This window comes from Pseudomonas sp. TE3-3-F2023 (assembly GCF_036784815.1).
GTDB classification, from domain to species: Bacteria; Pseudomonadota; Gammaproteobacteria; order Pseudomonadales; family Pseudomonadaceae; genus Aquipseudomonas; species Aquipseudomonas pudica.
In genome coordinates this window covers 3,177,619-3,193,308 of sequence record NZ_CP145113.1, presented here as the reverse complement: position 1 = coordinate 3,193,308, position 15,690 = coordinate 3,177,619, and the positions used below count along the sequence as shown (strand labels likewise).

Annotated in this window: 13 protein-coding genes and 1 pseudogene; 9 read left to right on the top strand and 5 right to left on the bottom strand. The window is 65.1% G+C overall.

The genetic code is table 11. The features are described 5' to 3' along the window. The first annotated feature begins 12 nt into the window (after window positions 1-12). From V3314_RS14455 to V3314_RS14425, 7 genes are all read left to right on the top strand, one after another. Window positions 13-1,257 (top strand): FAD-binding oxidoreductase, encoded by a 1,245-nt coding sequence (locus V3314_RS14455; RefSeq protein WP_046615435.1) that lies wholly within the window; start codon window positions 13-15, stop codon window positions 1,255-1,257. A gap of 22 nt (window positions 1,258-1,279) precedes the next feature. Further along, complete coding sequence (locus tag V3314_RS14450) at window positions 1,280-2,062, top strand: amino acid ABC transporter ATP-binding protein (protein WP_046615436.1); 783 nt, start codon at window positions 1,280-1,282, stop codon at window positions 2,060-2,062. Window positions 2,063-2,552: 490 nt separating this feature from the next. Beyond that, entirely contained in the window at window positions 2,553-3,362 is an 810-nt protein-coding gene (locus V3314_RS14445; protein ID WP_046615437.1) for a type 1 glutamine amidotransferase, read from the top strand. A 451-nt stretch (window positions 3,363-3,813) separates the two neighbouring features. Further along, window positions 3,814-4,725 (top strand): 5-dehydro-4-deoxyglucarate dehydratase, encoded by a 912-nt coding sequence (gene kdgD / locus V3314_RS14440; RefSeq protein WP_338459161.1) that lies wholly within the window; start codon window positions 3,814-3,816, stop codon window positions 4,723-4,725. Window positions 4,726-4,827: 102 nt separating this feature from the next. After that, window positions 4,828-6,189, top strand: a complete 1,362-nt coding sequence (locus V3314_RS14435) for an MFS transporter (protein WP_046615439.1) — start codon at window positions 4,828-4,830, stop codon at window positions 6,187-6,189. Between the two features lie 78 nt (window positions 6,190-6,267). Further along, window positions 6,268-7,821 carry a galactarate dehydratase gene (gene garD, locus V3314_RS14430; RefSeq protein WP_338459160.1) on the top strand — a complete coding sequence of 518 codons (1,554 nt, stop codon included), beginning with the start codon at window positions 6,268-6,270 and terminating at the stop codon, window positions 7,819-7,821. Between the two features lie 167 nt (window positions 7,822-7,988). Then, entirely contained in the window at window positions 7,989-9,569 is a 1,581-nt protein-coding gene (locus tag V3314_RS14425; protein WP_046615441.1) for an aldehyde dehydrogenase (NADP(+)), read from the top strand. Window positions 9,570-9,738: 169 nt separating this feature from the next. On the opposite strand, the gene V3314_RS14420 is transcribed toward V3314_RS14425, so the two are convergent. Next, window positions 9,739-10,488: a FadR/GntR family transcriptional regulator gene (locus tag V3314_RS14420; protein ID WP_046615442.1), complete on the bottom strand. Its 750-nt coding sequence runs from the start codon at window positions 10,486-10,488 to the stop codon at window positions 9,739-9,741. Between the two features lie 203 nt (window positions 10,489-10,691). On the opposite strand from V3314_RS14420, the gene V3314_RS14415 reads away from it, so the two are divergent. Then, on the top strand, window positions 10,692-11,021 hold the full coding sequence (locus tag V3314_RS14415) for a hypothetical protein (RefSeq protein WP_023660807.1): 330 nt from the start codon (window positions 10,692-10,694) through the stop codon (window positions 11,019-11,021). Between the two features lie 169 nt (window positions 11,022-11,190). On the opposite strand, the pseudogene V3314_RS14410 reads toward V3314_RS14415, so the two are convergent. Together V3314_RS14410 and V3314_RS14405 are read right to left on the bottom strand one after the other, a co-directional pair. Next, window positions 11,191-11,539 (bottom strand): annotated as a pseudogene (locus V3314_RS14410) (hypothetical protein); the annotation flags it as partial. Between the two features lie 175 nt (window positions 11,540-11,714). Further along, window positions 11,715-12,929, bottom strand: a complete 1,215-nt coding sequence (locus V3314_RS14405) for a YeeE/YedE family protein (RefSeq protein ID WP_338459159.1) — start codon at window positions 12,927-12,929, stop codon at window positions 11,715-11,717. Between the two features lie 254 nt (window positions 12,930-13,183). Between V3314_RS14405 and V3314_RS14400 the strand changes: the two genes are divergently transcribed. Then, entirely contained in the window at window positions 13,184-14,092 is a 909-nt protein-coding gene (locus tag V3314_RS14400) for a LysR family transcriptional regulator (protein ID WP_338459158.1), read from the top strand. Here V3314_RS14400 and V3314_RS14395 read toward each other — a convergent pair whose 3' ends face one another. Together V3314_RS14395 and V3314_RS14390 are read right to left on the bottom strand one after the other, a co-directional pair. Beyond that, window positions 14,093-14,611 (bottom strand): DMT family transporter, encoded by a 519-nt coding sequence (locus tag V3314_RS14395; protein WP_046615445.1) that lies wholly within the window; start codon window positions 14,609-14,611, stop codon window positions 14,093-14,095. Window positions 14,612-14,902: 291 nt separating this feature from the next. Continuing rightward, on the bottom strand, window positions 14,903-15,484 hold the full coding sequence (locus tag V3314_RS14390) for a hypothetical protein (protein WP_046615446.1): 582 nt from the start codon (window positions 15,482-15,484) through the stop codon (window positions 14,903-14,905). Between the last annotated feature and the right edge of the window lie 206 nt (window positions 15,485-15,690).

The window sequence follows — 15,690 nt, the reverse complement described above, 5'->3', positions numbered from 1 at the left end:
AGGATACGTTCCATGCATTGCCAGACCCTTGTCCTCGGCGCCGGCATCGTTGGCGTCAGCACCGCGCTGCACCTGCAGGCCCGCGGGCGCCAGGTGATCCTGATAGACCGCGACGAACCGGGTTGCGGCACCAGCCACGGCAACGCCGGGCTGATCGAGCGCTCCAGCGTGATCCCCTATGCCTTCCCCCGGCAACTGGGCGCGCTGCTGCGCTACGGCCTGAACCGCCAGCCCGATGTGCGTTACAGCCTGCTGCACCTGCCCAAGGCCGCCCCCTGGCTGTGGCGCTACTGGCGCCAGTCGGCCCCCGGGCGCCTGGCCGGGGCCGCCGCCGACATGCTGCCGCTGGTGCAGCGCTGCGTCGAGGAGCACGACGCACTGATCGCTGCCGCCGGCCTGGAAGGGCTGGTGCAGGCCAAAGGCTGGATCGAAGTGTTCCGTGACCCGGCGCTGTTCGAGCAGGCCAAGGCCGACGCCAAGGGCCTGAGCCGGTATGGCCTGCAGTTCGAAATCCTCGAATGCGGGCAGTTGCAGGCCCGCGAGCACCAGCTGGACGCCAGCGTGGTCGGCGGTATCCACTGGCTCGACCCCAAGACCGTGAACAACCCCGGCGCCCTCACCCGCGGCTACGCCACCCTGTTCACGCAGCGCGGCGGGCAGTTCCTGCATGGCGATGCGCGCAGCCTGCGCCAGGTCGACGGCCAATGGCAGGTCGACAGCCGCCGCGGTCCGATCACCGCCAACGAGGTGGTGGCCTGCCTGGGCCCGCAGTCGGCCGACCTGTTCAGCGGCCTGGGCTACCAGATCCCGCTGGCGATCAAGCGTGGCTACCACATGCATTACAGTACCCGTGACGGTGCGCAACTGGAGCATTCCATCTGCGACACCCAGGGCGGCTACGTGCTGGCGCCAATGGCCCGCGGCGTGCGCCTGACCACCGGCATCGAGTTCGATGCCAGCAGCGCACCGGGCAACCAGATCCAGCTGGGCCGCTGCGAAGCCCTGGCGCGCAAGCTGTTCCCGGCCCTGGGCGAGCGCCTGGACGACACCCCCTGGCTGGGCCGCCGCCCATGCCTGCCCGACATGCGCCCGGTGATAGGCCCGGCGCCGCGCCACCCTGGGCTGTGGTTCAACTTCGGCCACGCCCACCACGGCCTCACCCTGGGCCCGGTCAGCGGCCGACTGGTGGCCGAGCTGGTCACCGGCGAACGCCCCTTCACCGACCCCGCGCCCTACAGCGCGACCCGTTTCGACTGAACCCCTGCGGGAGAACAACAAGATGACCGCACCACTGAGCCTTGCCACCCTTGCCCCCGAACCCGACCCGCGCCCGGTGCTGATCCGCATCGAAGGCCTGAACAAGCACTACGGCGCGTTCCACGTGCTGCGCGACATCGACCTGCAGGTGCGCGAAGGCGAACGCATCGTGCTGTGCGGGCCGTCCGGCTCGGGCAAGTCGACCTTGATCCGTTGCATCAACCGCCTGGAAGTGGCCCAGCAGGGCAGCATCAAGGTGGATGGCATCGACCTGGCATCCACCACCCGCGAAGCGGCGCAGGTGCGCAGCGACATCGGCATGGTGTTCCAGCACTTCAACCTGTTCCCGCACATGAGCGTGCTCGACAACTGCCTGCTGGCCCCCACCAGCGTGCGCGGGTTGTCGCGCAAGGACGCCGAGGAGCGGGCGCGCATGTACCTGAGCAAGGTCGGCATCGAAAGCCAGGCGCACAAGTACCCCAGCCAGCTGTCCGGCGGCCAGCAGCAGCGCGTGGCGATCGCCCGGGCGCTGTGCATGAAGCCGCGGATCATGCTGTTCGACGAGCCCACCTCGGCGCTGGACCCGGAGATGGTCGCCGAAGTGCTGGATGTGCTGGTGCAACTGGCTGGCACCGGCATGACCATGCTCTGCGTCACCCACGAAATGGGCTTTGCCCGCCAGGTCGCCGAGCGGGTGTTGTTCCTCGAGGGCGGGCAGATCATCGAAGACAGCTCGCCGCAGGTGTTCTTCAACCAACCGCGTACAGAGCGGGCAAAGGCGTTCCTGGCGCAGATACTGCACTGATTGAAAATGATGAAAGCTGGCGCGATATCTGTGTAGGAGCGGCCTTGTGTCGCGAAAGGGCTGCGCAGCAGCCCCAGGGTTTCAGCGCAGGTGCACAAATTGCCGGGGCTGCTTTGCAGCCCTTTCGCGACACAAGGCCGCTCCTACAGGTTCCGCGTCAGCCGAAGGAGTGAGCGACTCTGCCGGCCCTTCATTGCACCGCTGCAAAGACCCAACTGCATCGTTAAATATTATTGACCTTAACCCCCGCCAAACCCACGCCGCCACAGGCCCGCATCGGTTTCAGCCCCCAAAAACCGGCGCATTCCCGGCCATCAAGCCCTGCTCCGTCGTTTGACATATCGAACGGCTCTGGCAAGCTATCTACAGGCCCCGACCGGAATCGTCGCCTCCGACGAGCCGGCAGTGCTCGGGGCTACAGGTTGCACCCATGGCCCCGCGCCGTGCACCTGCACAACAACGACAGGCCGAACCTGTCCCAAGGTGACATATGTCCAACAGCAACATTGGCAACAAGCAACCCTCCCTGCGCAAACCCGTCGTCCTGATGACCATGGGCAGCCAAGAGCGCAAAGGCCATGACTACCAGGTCATGACCCACAAATACATCACCCCGCTGGTCGAGTTTTCCGATTGCGTCCCGGTGCTGGTGCCCACCTGCTGCGGCATCGAAGACCTCGAGACCTATCTGGACATGGCCGACGGCGTGTACCTGACCGGCGCCGGCAGCAACATCGACCCGGCCCTGTACGGCCAGGAGAACGAGACCCCCGGCAAAGGCCAGGACAAGAACCGCGACCTGTTCGACATCCCGCTGGTCAAGGCCGCGATCAAGCGTGGCCTGCCGATCTTCGGCATCTGCCGTGGCATGCAGGAAATCAACGTGGCACTGGGTGGCGACATCTACCAGAAGGTGTACGCCGAGCCTGGCTTCAACGACCACCGGGAAAACCCGGAAGACCCGGTCGAGGTGCAATACGCCCAGGTGCATGGTGTGAAGATCAAGCCGGACAGCTGGCTGCGTGACGCCCTGGGTACCGACGAGATTCGTGTCAACTCGCTGCATGGCCAAGGCCTGCACAAGCTCGGCGCCGGCATCGAGGCCATCGCACACGCCGAAGACGGCCTGGTAGAGGCGATCCATGCCCCGAGCATCTCGCCGTTCCTGTTCGCCGTGCAGTGGCACCCGGAGTGGCAAGCGGCGAAGAACCCGGATTCGATCAAGATTTTCCAGGCTTTCGGTGACGCTTGCCGGGCCCAGGTGCGCAAGGCGCAGATCAAGCGCCAGCACGCTGCCTGAAACCAGTTTCCTCTGCTTTGATCGCGGGGCGGCGCAAGGCCGCCCCCGTTTTCCCCGGTCACCCTCTGCTGGTCCCAGAACACTTCCCGTGGAAACGGGCGGCGGGCTTGTGCCTGTCTCCGCGATCTTTTTTTCCTACCCTCACCAAGAGATATGATGACTGATCGCGATTGGTCTGCCATCTGCGTCTCGTGCATCTGTTGTTGTCGCCTGTTCTGGCCTCTTCGCGGGTAAACCCGCTCCCACAGGGATCTCCGCAAATTTCAAGCGCGACGCGGTCCCTGTGGGAGTGGGTTTACCCGCGAAGAGGTCGGCACAGGCAATAACATTCCTTCCGCCCCTCCCACAAAAAAATCTCCCAAAGGGACTAGTCATCGCACAAGTTGTACGATAACTTACCTCCAACGCAAAACAACACCCTTCACCCAAGCGCCACAGGATGCCAACAACAATGACTCCACAGGAACTCAAATCCATCCTCTCCCACGGCCTGCTGTCTTTCCCGGTCACCGACTTCAACGCCCAGGGCGACTTCAACCCGGCTGGCTACGTCAAGCGCCTGGAATGGCTGGCCCCATACGGCGCCAGCGCCCTGTTCGCCGCCGGCGGCACCGGTGAGTTCTTCTCCCTGGCCGCCAGCGAATACAGCCAGGTGATCAAGACCGCCGTCGACACCTGCGCCAGGTCGGTACCCATCCTCGCCGGCGTCGGCGGCTCCACCCGCCAGGCCATCGAATACGCGCAAGAAGCCGAGCGCCTGGGTGCCAAGGGCCTGCTGCTGCTGCCGCACTACCTGACCGAAGCCAGCCAGGAAGGCGTCGCCGCCCACGTCGAAGCAGTGTGCAAATCGGTAAACATCGGCGTAGTCGTCTACAACCGCAACGTCTGCCGCCTGAACGCCGACCTGCTGGAAAAACTGGCTGAGCGTTGCCCGAACCTGATCGGCTACAAGGACGGCCTGGGTGACATCGAGTTGATGGTGTCGATCCGTCGCCGCCTGGGCGACCGCTTCAGCTACCTGGGTGGCCTGCCGACCGCCGAGGTGTATGCTGCTGCCTACAAGGCCCTGGGCGTGCCGGTGTACTCCTCCGCCGTGTTCAACTTCGTGCCGAAGACCGCCATGGACTTCTACAACGCCATCGCCCGTGACGACCACGCCACCGTGGCCAAGCTGATCGACGACTTCTTCCTGCCGTACCTGGACATCCGCAACCGCAAGGCCGGCTACGCCGTGAGCATCGTCAAGGCCGGTGCCAGGATCGCCGGTTACGACGCCGGCCCGGTGCGTACTCCGCTTACCGACCTCACCGCCGACGAGTACGAAAAACTCGCCGCGCTGATGGACAAGATGGGCCCGCAGTAAGCGCCGCCCGCGGCCTGCCATGCCGCGCCCGGAGTGGGCCAGCCCCACTCCGGTTACAACTCGTGAGCCCGCACAAAAATAACTAGTGGGAGTACTACCAGCATGCAAGCGACGAAGAAGACGCATGTGCGCTACCTGATCCTGTTCATGCTGTTTCTGGTGACCACGATCAACTACGCTGACCGCGCCACCATTGCCATCGCGGGCTCCAGCCTGCAGAAAGACCTCGGCATCGATGCCGTGACCCTCGGCTACATCTTCTCCGCCTTCGGATGGGCATACGTGGCTGGCCAGATTCCTGGTGGCTGGCTGCTCGATCGCTTTGGTTCCAAGAACGTCTACGCCTTCAGCATCTTCACCTGGTCGCTGTTCACCCTGCTGCAGGGCTTTGTCGGTGGCCTGCCGGTGGCCTGGGCGGTGGTGACGCTGTTCACCCTGCGCTTTCTGGTCGGTTTTGCCGAAGCCCCGTCGTTCCCGGGCAATGCGCGCATCGTCGCGGCCTGGTTCCCGACCCAGGAACGCGGCACCGCATCGGCCATCTTCAACTCGGCGCAGTACTTCGCTACCGCACTGTTCGCACCGATCATGGGCTGGATCGTGTTCAGCTTCGGCTGGGAGCACGTGTTCGTGGTCATGGGCGCACTGGGCATCGTGTTCTCCATGGTCTGGCTGAAGACCATCTACAACCCGCGCCAACACCCACGCATCAGCCCAGGCGAACTCGAACACATCGAGCAGAACGGCGGCCTGGTGGACATGGACCAGAAGCGCGGCAACGACGGCCCGAAATGGGGCTACATCAAGCAACTGCTGACCAGCCGCATGCTGCTGGGCGTTTACCTGGGCCAGTACTGCATCAACGCCATCACCTACTTCTTCCTCACCTGGTTCCCGGTGTACCTGGTGCAGGAGCGCGGCATGACCATCCTCAAGGCCGGCTTCATCGCCTCGCTGCCGGCGGTCTGCGGCTTCATCGGTGGCGTGCTGGGCGGGGTGATTTCCGACTGGCTGCTGCGCCGCGGCAACTCGCTGACCTTCTCCCGCAAGCTGCCGATCGTCTGCGGCCTGCTGCTGTCGACCACCATGGTGTTCTGCAACTACGTCGACGCCGAGTGGATGGTGGTCGGCTTCATGACCCTGGCGTTCTTCGGCAAAGGCATCGGCGCGCTGGGCTGGGCGGTGGTCGCCGACACCTCGCCGAAACAGATCGCCGGTCTGTCGGGCGGGCTGTTCAACACCTTCGGCAACATCGCCTCGATCACCACGCCGATCGTGATCGGCTACATCATCAGCGCCACGGGTTCGTTCAAGTGGGCCCTGGTGTATGTCGGCGCCAACGCCCTGGTGGCGGTATTCAGCTACCTGGTGATCGTCGGCCCGATCAAGCGCATCGAGCTGCGTGAAAGCCCAAAGCCTGACACCGAGCCAGTGGCCGGCAGCGAACTGGCCGGCTCGCGCCACTGAGTGAGCACGCCCGCGTCGGCCACCCCCGCCGTGGGCGGATGTACAAAAGCCTGAGAACCTGACAAGTAGGGCCCGAACATGCAGTTGATCGAACATTCCGACTCGCCCCGCTACGTCCGCCTGCACGACGACGACAATGTCGTGGTGGTGGTCAACGATGGCGGCCTGGGCGAAGGCGCCCGCTTCGCCGACGGCCTGACCTTGGTCGAAGGCGTGCCACAGAGCCACAAGGTGGCCACCGTAGCCATCGCCAAGGGCGAACCGGTGCGCCGCTACGGGCAGATCATAGGCTACGCGCTGGAAGACCTGCGCCAGGGCAGCTGGGTACAGGAGAGCCAACTGGCCATGCCGGCCGCCCCGGCGCTGGCCAGCCTGCCACGCTGCGACGCCGTCCCGCAGCCGCTGCCGCCGCTCGAAGGCTTCACTTTCGAAGGCTACCGCAACGCCGACGGCACCGTCGGCACCCGCAACATCCTCGGCATCACCACCACCGTGCAGTGCGTGGCCGGCGTGCTGGAGCATGCGGTCAAGCGCATTCGCAGCGAATTGCTGCCCAAATACCCCAACGTCGATGACGTGGTGGCCATTACCCACAGCTATGGATGCGGCGTGGCGATCAATGCGCGCGATGCCTACATCCCGATCCGCACGGTGCGCAACCTGGCGCGCAACCCCAACCTGGGCGGCGAGGCCCTGGTCATCAGCCTTGGCTGCGAAAAGCTGCAGGCCGGCCAGGTGATGCACGACAACGACCCGTCGGTGGACCTCAGCGACCCGTGGTTGTACCGCCTGCAGGACGCCAGCCTGGGCTTTGTGGAAATGATCGAGCAGATCATGGAACTGGCCGAGACCCGCCTGAAGAAACTCGACCAGCGCCGCCGCGAAAGCGTGCCGGCCAGCGAACTGATACTGGGTATGCAGTGCGGGGGCAGCGATGCCTTCTCGGGCATCACCGCCAACCCGGCGCTGGGCTACGCTGCCGACCTGCTGGTACGTGCTGGCGCCACCGTGCTGTTCTCGGAGGTAACCGAAGTGCGCGACGCCATCTACATGCTCACCTCGCGGGCGGAAAACCAGGAGGTCGCAGATGCCCTGGTGCGCGAAATGGACTGGTACGACCGCTACCTGCAGCAAGGCGCCGCCGATCGCAGCGCCAACACCACGCCGGGCAACAAGAAAGGCGGCCTGTCGAATATCGTCGAAAAATCCCTGGGGTCGATCGTCAAGTCTGGTAGCGGCGCCATCCAGGGCGTGCTCGGCCCGGGCGAGCGGGTCAACCGCAAAGGCCTGATCTTCTGCGCCACCCCGGCCAGCGACTTTGTCTGCGGCACCCTGCAACTGGCTGCCGGCATGAACCTGCATGTGTTCACCACAGGACGCGGCACCCCGTACGGCCTGGCCATGGCACCGGTGGTCAAGGTGTGCACCCGCAGCGAGCTGGCCCAGCGCTGGCCCGACCTGATCGACATCGACGCCGGGCGCATCGCCAGCGGCCGCTCGACCATCGAGGAACTGGGTTGGGAGCTGTTCCACTACTACCTGGACGTGGCCAGCGGCCGCAAGCAGACCTGGGCCGAACAGCATCGCCTGCACAACGACATCACCCTGTTCAACCCGGCACCGATTACCTGATGCCCAGGGCTTGCCCAATTGCAACGCGGTCCCTGTGGGAGCGGGCATGCCCGCGAACACCGGCGCAGCCGGTGCCATACACCGGGTTGCCTGCTTCGCGGGCTCGCCCGCTCCCACAGGTCATGCGACAACCTGCCAGATTTTCTCTCAACATACAGGAGCACCCCATGCCTGAAATCCTCGGCCACAACTTCATCGCCGGCCAGCGCAGCGCCGCTGGGCCGAAGCGCCTGCAGAGCCTGGACGCCAGCACCGGCGAGGCGCTGCCCTACAGCTTCGCCCAGGCCACCGAAGCCGAAGTGGACCAAGCCGCCAAGGCTGCCGCCGCCGCTTTCGCCGAATTCCGCCAGCTGGCCCCGGCGCGGCGCGCCGAATTCCTCGACGCCATCGCCGCCGAGCTGGACGAACTGGACGACGCCTTCGTCGCCATCGTCTGCCGTGAAACCGCCCTGCCCCCCGCCCGTATCCAGGGCGAGCGCGGCCGCACCAGCGGCCAGATGCGCCTGTTCGCCCAGGTGCTGCGCCGTGGTGACTTCCTCGGTGCACGCATCGACCTGGCCCTGCCCGAGCGCCAGCCCCTGCCACGCGTGGACCTGCGCCAGATGCGCATCGGCGTCGGCCCGGTCGCCGTGTTCGGCGCCAGCAACTTCCCGCTGGCCTTCTCCACCGCCGGTGGCGATACCGCCGCGGCCCTGGCCGCCGGTTGCCCCGTGGTGTTCAAGGCCCACAGCGGCCACATGGCCACCGCCGACCTGGTCGGCTGCGCCATCCAGCGCGCCGCCGAGCGCACTGGCATGCCCAAGGGCGTGTTCAACATGGTGTTCGGTGGCGGCGTCGGCGAGTGGCTGGTCAAGCACCCGGCCATCCAGGCGGTCGGCTTCACCGGCTCGCTGAAAGGCGGTGACGCCCTGTGCCGCATGGCCGCCGAGCGCCCGCAGCCGATCCCGGTGTTCGCCGAGATGTCCAGCATCAACCCGGTCATCATCCTGCCGGCTGCCCTGGCCAAGCGTGGCGAAGCCATCGCCCGTGAGCTGGCCGGTTCGGTGTGCCTGGGCGCGGGCCAGTTCTGCACCAACCCGGGCCTGGTGATCGGCCTGCAGTCGCCGCGGTACAGCCAACTGCTGGCCGAGCTTGGCCAGCACCTGAGCCAGCAGGCCGGCCAGACCATGCTCAATGCAGGTGGCCTGCGCAGCTACGTCGGTGGCCTGGAGCACCTGCACGCCCATGCCGGTATCGAGCACCTGGCCGGCCAGACGCAGGCAGGCAGCCAGGCGCGCGCCCAGCTGTTCAAGGCCGATGCCCGCCTGCTGGTGGAATCTGACCCGCTGCTGCAGGAAGAAGTGTTCGGCCCGACCACCGTTGCCGTGGAAGTGCAGGACAACGACCAGTTGCGCGCCGCCCTGCTCGGCCTGCGCGGCCAGCTGACCGCGACCCTGATCGGCGAGCCGGAAGACCTGCAGGCCTTCGCCTGGTTGGTGCCGCTGCTGGAGGAGAAAGTCGGGCGGATCCTGGTCAACGGCTACCCGACCGGTGTCGAGGTGTGTGATGCGATGGTGCATGGCGGGCCTTACCCGGCCACGTCGGATGCGCGCGGCACGTCGGTCGGCACCCTGGCCATCGACCGCTTCCTGCGGCCGGTGTGCTACCAGAACTACCCGCAGGCGCTGTTGCCCGAGGCACTGCGCGACGGCAACCCGCTTGGGCTGCGCCGGTTGGTGAATGGCCAGTGGAATGAGGGCGCGATCTGATCGCTCCTTGAAACCAGAAAGCCCCGCACATGGCGGGGCTTCTCTTTTGGCTGTGCCGGCCTCTTCGCGGGCACGCCCGCTCCCACAAGTATCGCTGCACACTCAAGATAAGGTGATCCCTGTGGGAGCGGGCGCGCCCGCGAAGAGGCCGGCACAAGCGACGAAGGCCTCAGGCCCCCTGCGCCTCGGCCTCCTCATGCGCCTGGCGCAAGCGCTCGCGGCTGTTGCTCAGGTGCATGCGCATGGCCATCTTCGCCCCTTCGCTATCACGCCGGGCGATGGCTTCGTAGATCGCCTCGTGCTCGTGCATCAGCCGGCTCATGTAGTGCGCCTGGTCATCGCGGGCCAGCCGCGCCGAGTTCAACCGGGTACGTGGAATGATGCTGGTGCCCAGATGATTGATGATGTCGGCGAAGTAATGGTTGCCGCTGGCCTGGGCAATGCGCAGGTGGAACTGGAAATCTGCCGACACCGCATCCGTAGCGTGGGCAGCCCCTTCGTTGAGTTCATCCAGCGCCGCACGCATGCCGGCCAGCTCTTCATCGCTGCGCCGCTGCGCCGCCAGGCCCGCCGATTCGATCTCCAGGGCAATGCGCAATTCCAGCACCGCCAGTACTTCACGCAGAGTGACCACGGTCGCCGGGTCGATACGGAAACCACCCGTGGCCGGCGCGTCCAGAACGAAAGTGCCGATGCCGTGGCGGGTCTCGACCTGCCCGGCGGCCTGCAGCCGCGAGATCGCTTCACGCACCACCGTGCGGCTGACACCCTCTTCGGCCATGATCTGCGATTCGGTCGGCAGCTTGTCGCCGCGCTTGAGCTGGCCGCTGCGAATGCGCTCGGTCAGCACCGTGACCAGTTCCTGGGCCAGACTGCGCGGCTTGCGCCGGGTCTTTGCCTGTACCTGCTGCTCTGTCATTGCCCTGTATTTCACCTTGAAAGACAGCGCTCATCATAGCGCAAGCAGTTGTACGATCACATACACGCAGTGCGGTATTTATTCGCTGGTTCGCACGCCACCAGTCAATTGCGAGCGACCATGGTCTGGCGGCAAATTGCTGGCCCCCAGTGCCTGCTTGTGAAGGCAAACTTCGTTTTCCTTCAGATGCTTAGGACAGCAACATGCGAGTACTTCTAGCAACGATGGCCGGCTGCCTGCTGGCCACGCTCGCTTTCGGCGCCCAGGCACGGGCGCTGAGCCAGAACGATCGCCACACTTGCGGCTGGGGCGCGCAGATAGCCGCCGAGGCGCAGCAGGCCAAGCTTTCCGGGGTAACCCTGTATGCCACGCGCAAGAAGCTGCAGGCGCGCAAGTTCCCCAAGCCGTGGATGCGCATGACCGCCTTCGGTATTACCGAACAGACCTACAACAGCCGCTCTCGGCTCAAGCCTGCAGCGATCAAGCAGACCTATTACGAGCAGTGCGTGCAGCATGCCGTAGCAAGGCGATAAAGCTCTCAAACCATTGCCCAGCCCTTGGCTGTATTGTCGCAAGCGGCCCGCGTACCCTGTGGGAGCGGCTTTAGCCGCGAAGAATCCAACGCGGTGCATGGCACCGGCTACGCCGGTGTTCGCGGCTAAAGCCGCTCCCACAGGGTCCCTGCTGATTCAATTAGTTATTCTATAGCCGCCACGGTGCGCCGGCCTCGAATCGTGCTTCCGGCCACGCCTTGAAAGCCACCAGGGCGGCGGTGTTTAGGCGCGCAGTCGGCCGTACCAGGTAAATGCCTGCCGCCACATCCAACTGCCATTGCGGCAGCACCCGCACCAAGCGCCCGGCGGCGAGGTCCTCGCCCATCAGCCAGTCCCCTCCCGCCAGGATGCCAACGCCGGTTGTCAGCCAGCTCGCCAATGCGGATGGCGGCGTCGAAACCCTCGCCGATCAGGTCGACGAAACGATCGGCATATTCGGCCTCCAACGCCACCTGCAGGTAGGCCAGCACGAAATCGGCCACCAGCCAGACCTGGCCGGGCCCTGGGACTTGTGCTTACAAGTGTTCAAGCTGCATGACATCGGCAGTGCCGGTGCTGTTGAGAACGATGCGGGTAGCCATGATCGAATCCTGCTGGATGGGTGTTCGAGTCAGGCTAATCAGGCGGGATGCAGATGATTTCTGCACCCCTTGCAGCAATTGGCTAAGTGCTTCAGCAGCCGCTCAGCGCAACAGGCCGACGCTCGCCGGCAAAGAACAGCGGACGCAGGCGCACACCGATCAGGTTGCCGGCATAGGCCGCCACCAGCCACAGCCAGCCGTGCACGCTACCCGAGGCGATGCCACTGAAGTACGCGCCGATGTTGCAGCCATAGGCCAGGCGCGAACCATAACCCAGCAGCAAGCCACCGATGATGGCGGCCACCAGAGACGCCAGCGGGATCTTCAGGCTTGGGGCAAAGCGGCCGGCCAGGCCTGCCGCCAGCAGCGCACCCAGCACGATCCCCAGGTCCATCACCGTGGTGATGTCCTGCCACAGCGGCGAGGCCAGCGCCTTGGCATTGGCCGGCGCCTGCCAGAACACCCAGCTGCCGACATCAACGCCCAGGCCATCGAGGGCCTTGGCCCCCCACAAGGCGAAGGCCGAGGTAATGCCCCACGGCCGCCCCGCCAGCGCCAAAGTGGCGTAGTTCAGCAAGGCCAGGGCGATGGCCCCCCAAACTAACGGCCATGGGCCGCGCAGCAAGCGGCGCAAGCCCTGGCGTTCGCCGCTGGCAGGCGCTTCCAGCGCGCCGTGCCGGCGCTTTTCCAGCACCACGGTGGCCCAGCCGATCAGCCCGAACACCGCCAGGCTGGCCAGCAGCGCCGGCCCCACACCCCACGCCTGCACGATGGAGGTGGCCGGGAACGATGGCAAGGCGAACCACCAGTCGGCGTGGTGGGTGGCGGTGACCGAACCGATGATGAAGAACAGCAAGGTCACCAGCATGCGCGCATTGCCGCCACCGACGGTGAACAGCGTACCCGATGCACAGCCGCCTCCCAGCTGCATGCCTATGCCAAAGATGAACGCGCCGAACACCACCGACACTCCCGCCGGTGCCACCAGGCCGTTGACCGGGTTGCCGAACAGGCTGCCGGCCGACAGCGCCGGGAAGAACAGCAGCACGGCCAGGGCCAGCATGACCATCTGCGCACGCAGGCCCGCGCCGCGCCGCTCGTTGATGAACACCCGCCAGGCCGAGGTGAAGCCGAAGGCGGCGTGATACAGCGTCACGCCAAGCGCGGCGCCAACGATCAGCAGCAGCACCTGCTTGAAGCCGGCATTGAGGTTGAGGAACCAGGCACCGGCCAACAGCAGGGCCAAGGCGATCAAGGGGGCGCCCAGGCGACGCGGCTCGGGTGTTGCGGTTGCGGAAAGACCCATCGGAATACTCGGATAACAGTGAAACGGGTGGGGAGTATAACCCCAACAACTGGCCGTGTAGCAGCAGCCTTGTGCTGCGAAGAGGCCGGTACTGACGCCGCCTGTCTATGGCCTGTACCGGCCTCTTCGCAGCACAAGGCTGCTCCTACAGAACCTCACTAAAACCAATAAGTCATGTGTCGTTCCATAAAAGCGGTCTTGGGCATTTGTTAAGCTGATCAAAACTGCCAGACTCAACCAAGACCATTCGCACCATGGATGAACTACGCAAGATCGACCTCAACCTGCTGCTCGCCCTGCACGCCCTGCTGAGCGAAAAGCATGTGACTCGCGCCGCCCTGCGCCTGCACCGCAGCCAACCGGCGGTAAGCCACGCCCTGGCGCAGTTGCGCAAGCACTTCGACGACCCCTTGCTGGTGCGCCAGAACGGCCGCATGGCGTTGACCGCCCGCGCCCAATCGCTGGCCAAACCGTTGCACGACGCCCTGGGCAACCTCAACGGCCTGCTGGCCGCCCCACAGTTCGAGCCGGCCAAGGCCCAGCGTCGCTTCAGGCTCTCGCTGTCCGACTATTCCTCGCGGATCATCCTGCCACCCCTGCTGCGCCACCTGCGCCATGTCGCGCCCGGGGTGGACCTGGCCATCAGCCAGGCCAGCCGCGAAACCATGCTGGCCCAGTTGCTCGATGGTGAACTGGACCTGGCCCTGGGTATCTTCCCGGACCTGCCACAGGCCATCACGGCGCAGCCGCTGTTCACCGACAGCTTCATCAGCGTTGCCGACCGCCAGGTGCTGCCGGCCAGCGGCGGCCTGGCCCTGGCCGACTGGCTGGCCCGCCCGCATGTGCTGATGGCCATGCACCCGGATGCCTTCGATGAAATCGAGCGCGCCCTGGCCGCGCAGGGCCTGCGTCGGCGGATTGCCCTGGCCTTGCCGCACTGGAGTGCGGCGGTCGAGGTGCTGGCCGGCACCGACCTGATCCTGACAGTGGCCAGCCGCGCGGTGGGCTCGCTGCACCAGCACAAGACATTGCGCCAGTTCGAGCCGCCACTGGCGATTCCTTCGTTCGATTACCAGCAAGCCTGGCATAGTCGCAAGGACGACGACCTCGGGCATCGCTGGCTGCGGGAAACCGTGTGGGCGTGCAGCCAGCCGGGTCGCTGATCAGCCTTCCGGCTGCTTCACCACGGCAGTGGCACTGGTCGGCGTGCCTGCTGCCCAGTTACCCTGCACCAGCAGCACGCCGCAGAGGATCAGCACCACACCCGCCAACCTGGCCAGGTTGAGCGGCTTGCCCCCCAACCCCATCACCCCGAAGTGGTCTGCGACCACCGCCGTGATGATCTGCCCCGCCACCACCAGTACCAGGAACCCCGCCGCACCCAGCCTGGGGGTGAGCGCCGCGGCACCGGCCACGTACAACGCCCCCAGTACCCCACCAACCCACAGCCACCAGGGCCCCTGCAAGGCCTTGCCCATATCCGGCGCCGGCACCCTGAGGATCAGCAGCGCGGCGATCACTACCAGCGAACTCACCGTCAATGACGTGAACGCGCCCCACAACCAATGCCCCAGCGCCCGGCCGACGGCGGCATTACCCGCAGCCTGGAACGGCAGCACGGCACCGGCAAGCAACGCCAGGGCAAAGGGAAGTACCAGAAGGCACAGGGTCTTGCTGAACATGGCAGTCCTCATTCGTGACAGATGTTCAGGCGATGATCGGAAATTTCCCTTTATCCATGGAAATCGAAAGTGTGCACGTACTTCATTCACCCCATGGATACACGATCACGCAGCCCATCACCGGCAAGCCAGCTCCCACAGAGTCCCTGCCAATTCAATGAGTCATGTGCAGTTCCATGGGAGCTGGCTTGCCGGCGATGGGGCGCACGGCGGCCCCCATCGATTAGCTGAAAGGCATCAATGCAAGGCGATGCCATGGGCAGGCAACCCTTAGCCTGCCCCAATGAATGGTCAGCGCGAGGTTTCGACGCGCAGCACTTCGGTGTAGATCGCCTCGACCGTCTGGCCGACCCTGAGGTTCTTCATGCGTGCCTGCAGGTCAGGGTTCTCGACCTTGACCACCTGCAGCTTGCCCTCAGGCGGTAACAGGCTCACTTCATGCGTCTCGAGGTCGATCTTGTTGATCTGCGAGGTCACCCTGACCTGGCGGAACGCCTCGCCGCCCGGGTTGGGGTTGTCCGCCGTGGCGCGAATGGTACCGGACTCTTCAGTCGCCTTCGGTGCACCGCCCACCTCGGGATTGAGCACATAGGCCACCGCACGGGTCACGTAGATGTCGACCTGGTCACCCACCTTGAGGTTGGGCAGTGCCTTGGCCTTTTCCGTGAGCTGGAAGGTCACATCCTTCTTGGCGTCAGGGCCTTTCACCGTGACCTGGCGACTGGCCAGGTCGATGGCCGTGACCTGCGTGGTGACATGGCTTTCCAGCGCCTCGCTACCAATGGGAATACCGGCAGCCTGCACCGTTAAGCTGGCGGCGGACGCCAGGGTGGCAAAGGCAACAGCACGAGCGAGAGAGCGAATTGGATTCATAGGCCTGCTTCCATGTAATCAAGACCGGATGGGTGCGTGAAATGTTCACGCGCCAACAAGAATAGCCCTTGCCTGGCGCATTGCCGGCCCCTGCCCCTTGCGACGCGTTTTGTCGCTTTCTCACCACTCGCACCGTTGCAATAGCAAATGCGAACTCTTTACACTTGCTTTACATTTACAAATCATTACTATTCGTGACCTCCAAA

Excerpts from the sequence above, each read along its gene's own strand:
- V3314_RS14455 (WP_046615435.1), top strand. The coding sequence starts at position 13 with ATGCATTGCCAGACCCTTGTCCTCGGCGCCGGCATCGTTGGCGTCAGC.
- V3314_RS14450 (WP_046615436.1), top strand. The coding sequence starts at position 1,280 with ATGACCGCACCACTGAGCCTTGCCACCCTTGCCCCCGAACCCGACCCG.
- V3314_RS14445 (WP_046615437.1), top strand. The coding sequence starts at position 2,553 with ATGTCCAACAGCAACATTGGCAACAAGCAACCCTCCCTGCGCAAACCC.
- kdgD (WP_338459161.1), top strand. The coding sequence starts at position 3,814 with ATGACTCCACAGGAACTCAAATCCATCCTCTCCCACGGCCTGCTGTCT.
- V3314_RS14435 (WP_046615439.1), top strand. The coding sequence starts at position 4,828 with ATGCAAGCGACGAAGAAGACGCATGTGCGCTACCTGATCCTGTTCATG.
- garD (WP_338459160.1), top strand. The coding sequence starts at position 6,268 with ATGCAGTTGATCGAACATTCCGACTCGCCCCGCTACGTCCGCCTGCAC.
- V3314_RS14425 (WP_046615441.1), top strand. The coding sequence starts at position 7,989 with ATGCCTGAAATCCTCGGCCACAACTTCATCGCCGGCCAGCGCAGCGCC.
- V3314_RS14420 (WP_046615442.1), bottom strand. The coding sequence starts at position 10,488 with ATGACAGAGCAGCAGGTACAGGCAAAGACCCGGCGCAAGCCGCGCAGT.
- V3314_RS14415 (WP_023660807.1), top strand. The coding sequence starts at position 10,692 with ATGCGAGTACTTCTAGCAACGATGGCCGGCTGCCTGCTGGCCACGCTC.
- V3314_RS14405 (WP_338459159.1), bottom strand. The coding sequence starts at position 12,929 with ATGGGTCTTTCCGCAACCGCAACACCCGAGCCGCGTCGCCTGGGCGCC.
- V3314_RS14400 (WP_338459158.1), top strand. The coding sequence starts at position 13,184 with ATGGATGAACTACGCAAGATCGACCTCAACCTGCTGCTCGCCCTGCAC.
- V3314_RS14395 (WP_046615445.1), bottom strand. The coding sequence starts at position 14,611 with ATGTTCAGCAAGACCCTGTGCCTTCTGGTACTTCCCTTTGCCCTGGCG.
- V3314_RS14390 (WP_046615446.1), bottom strand. The coding sequence starts at position 15,484 with ATGAATCCAATTCGCTCTCTCGCTCGTGCTGTTGCCTTTGCCACCCTG.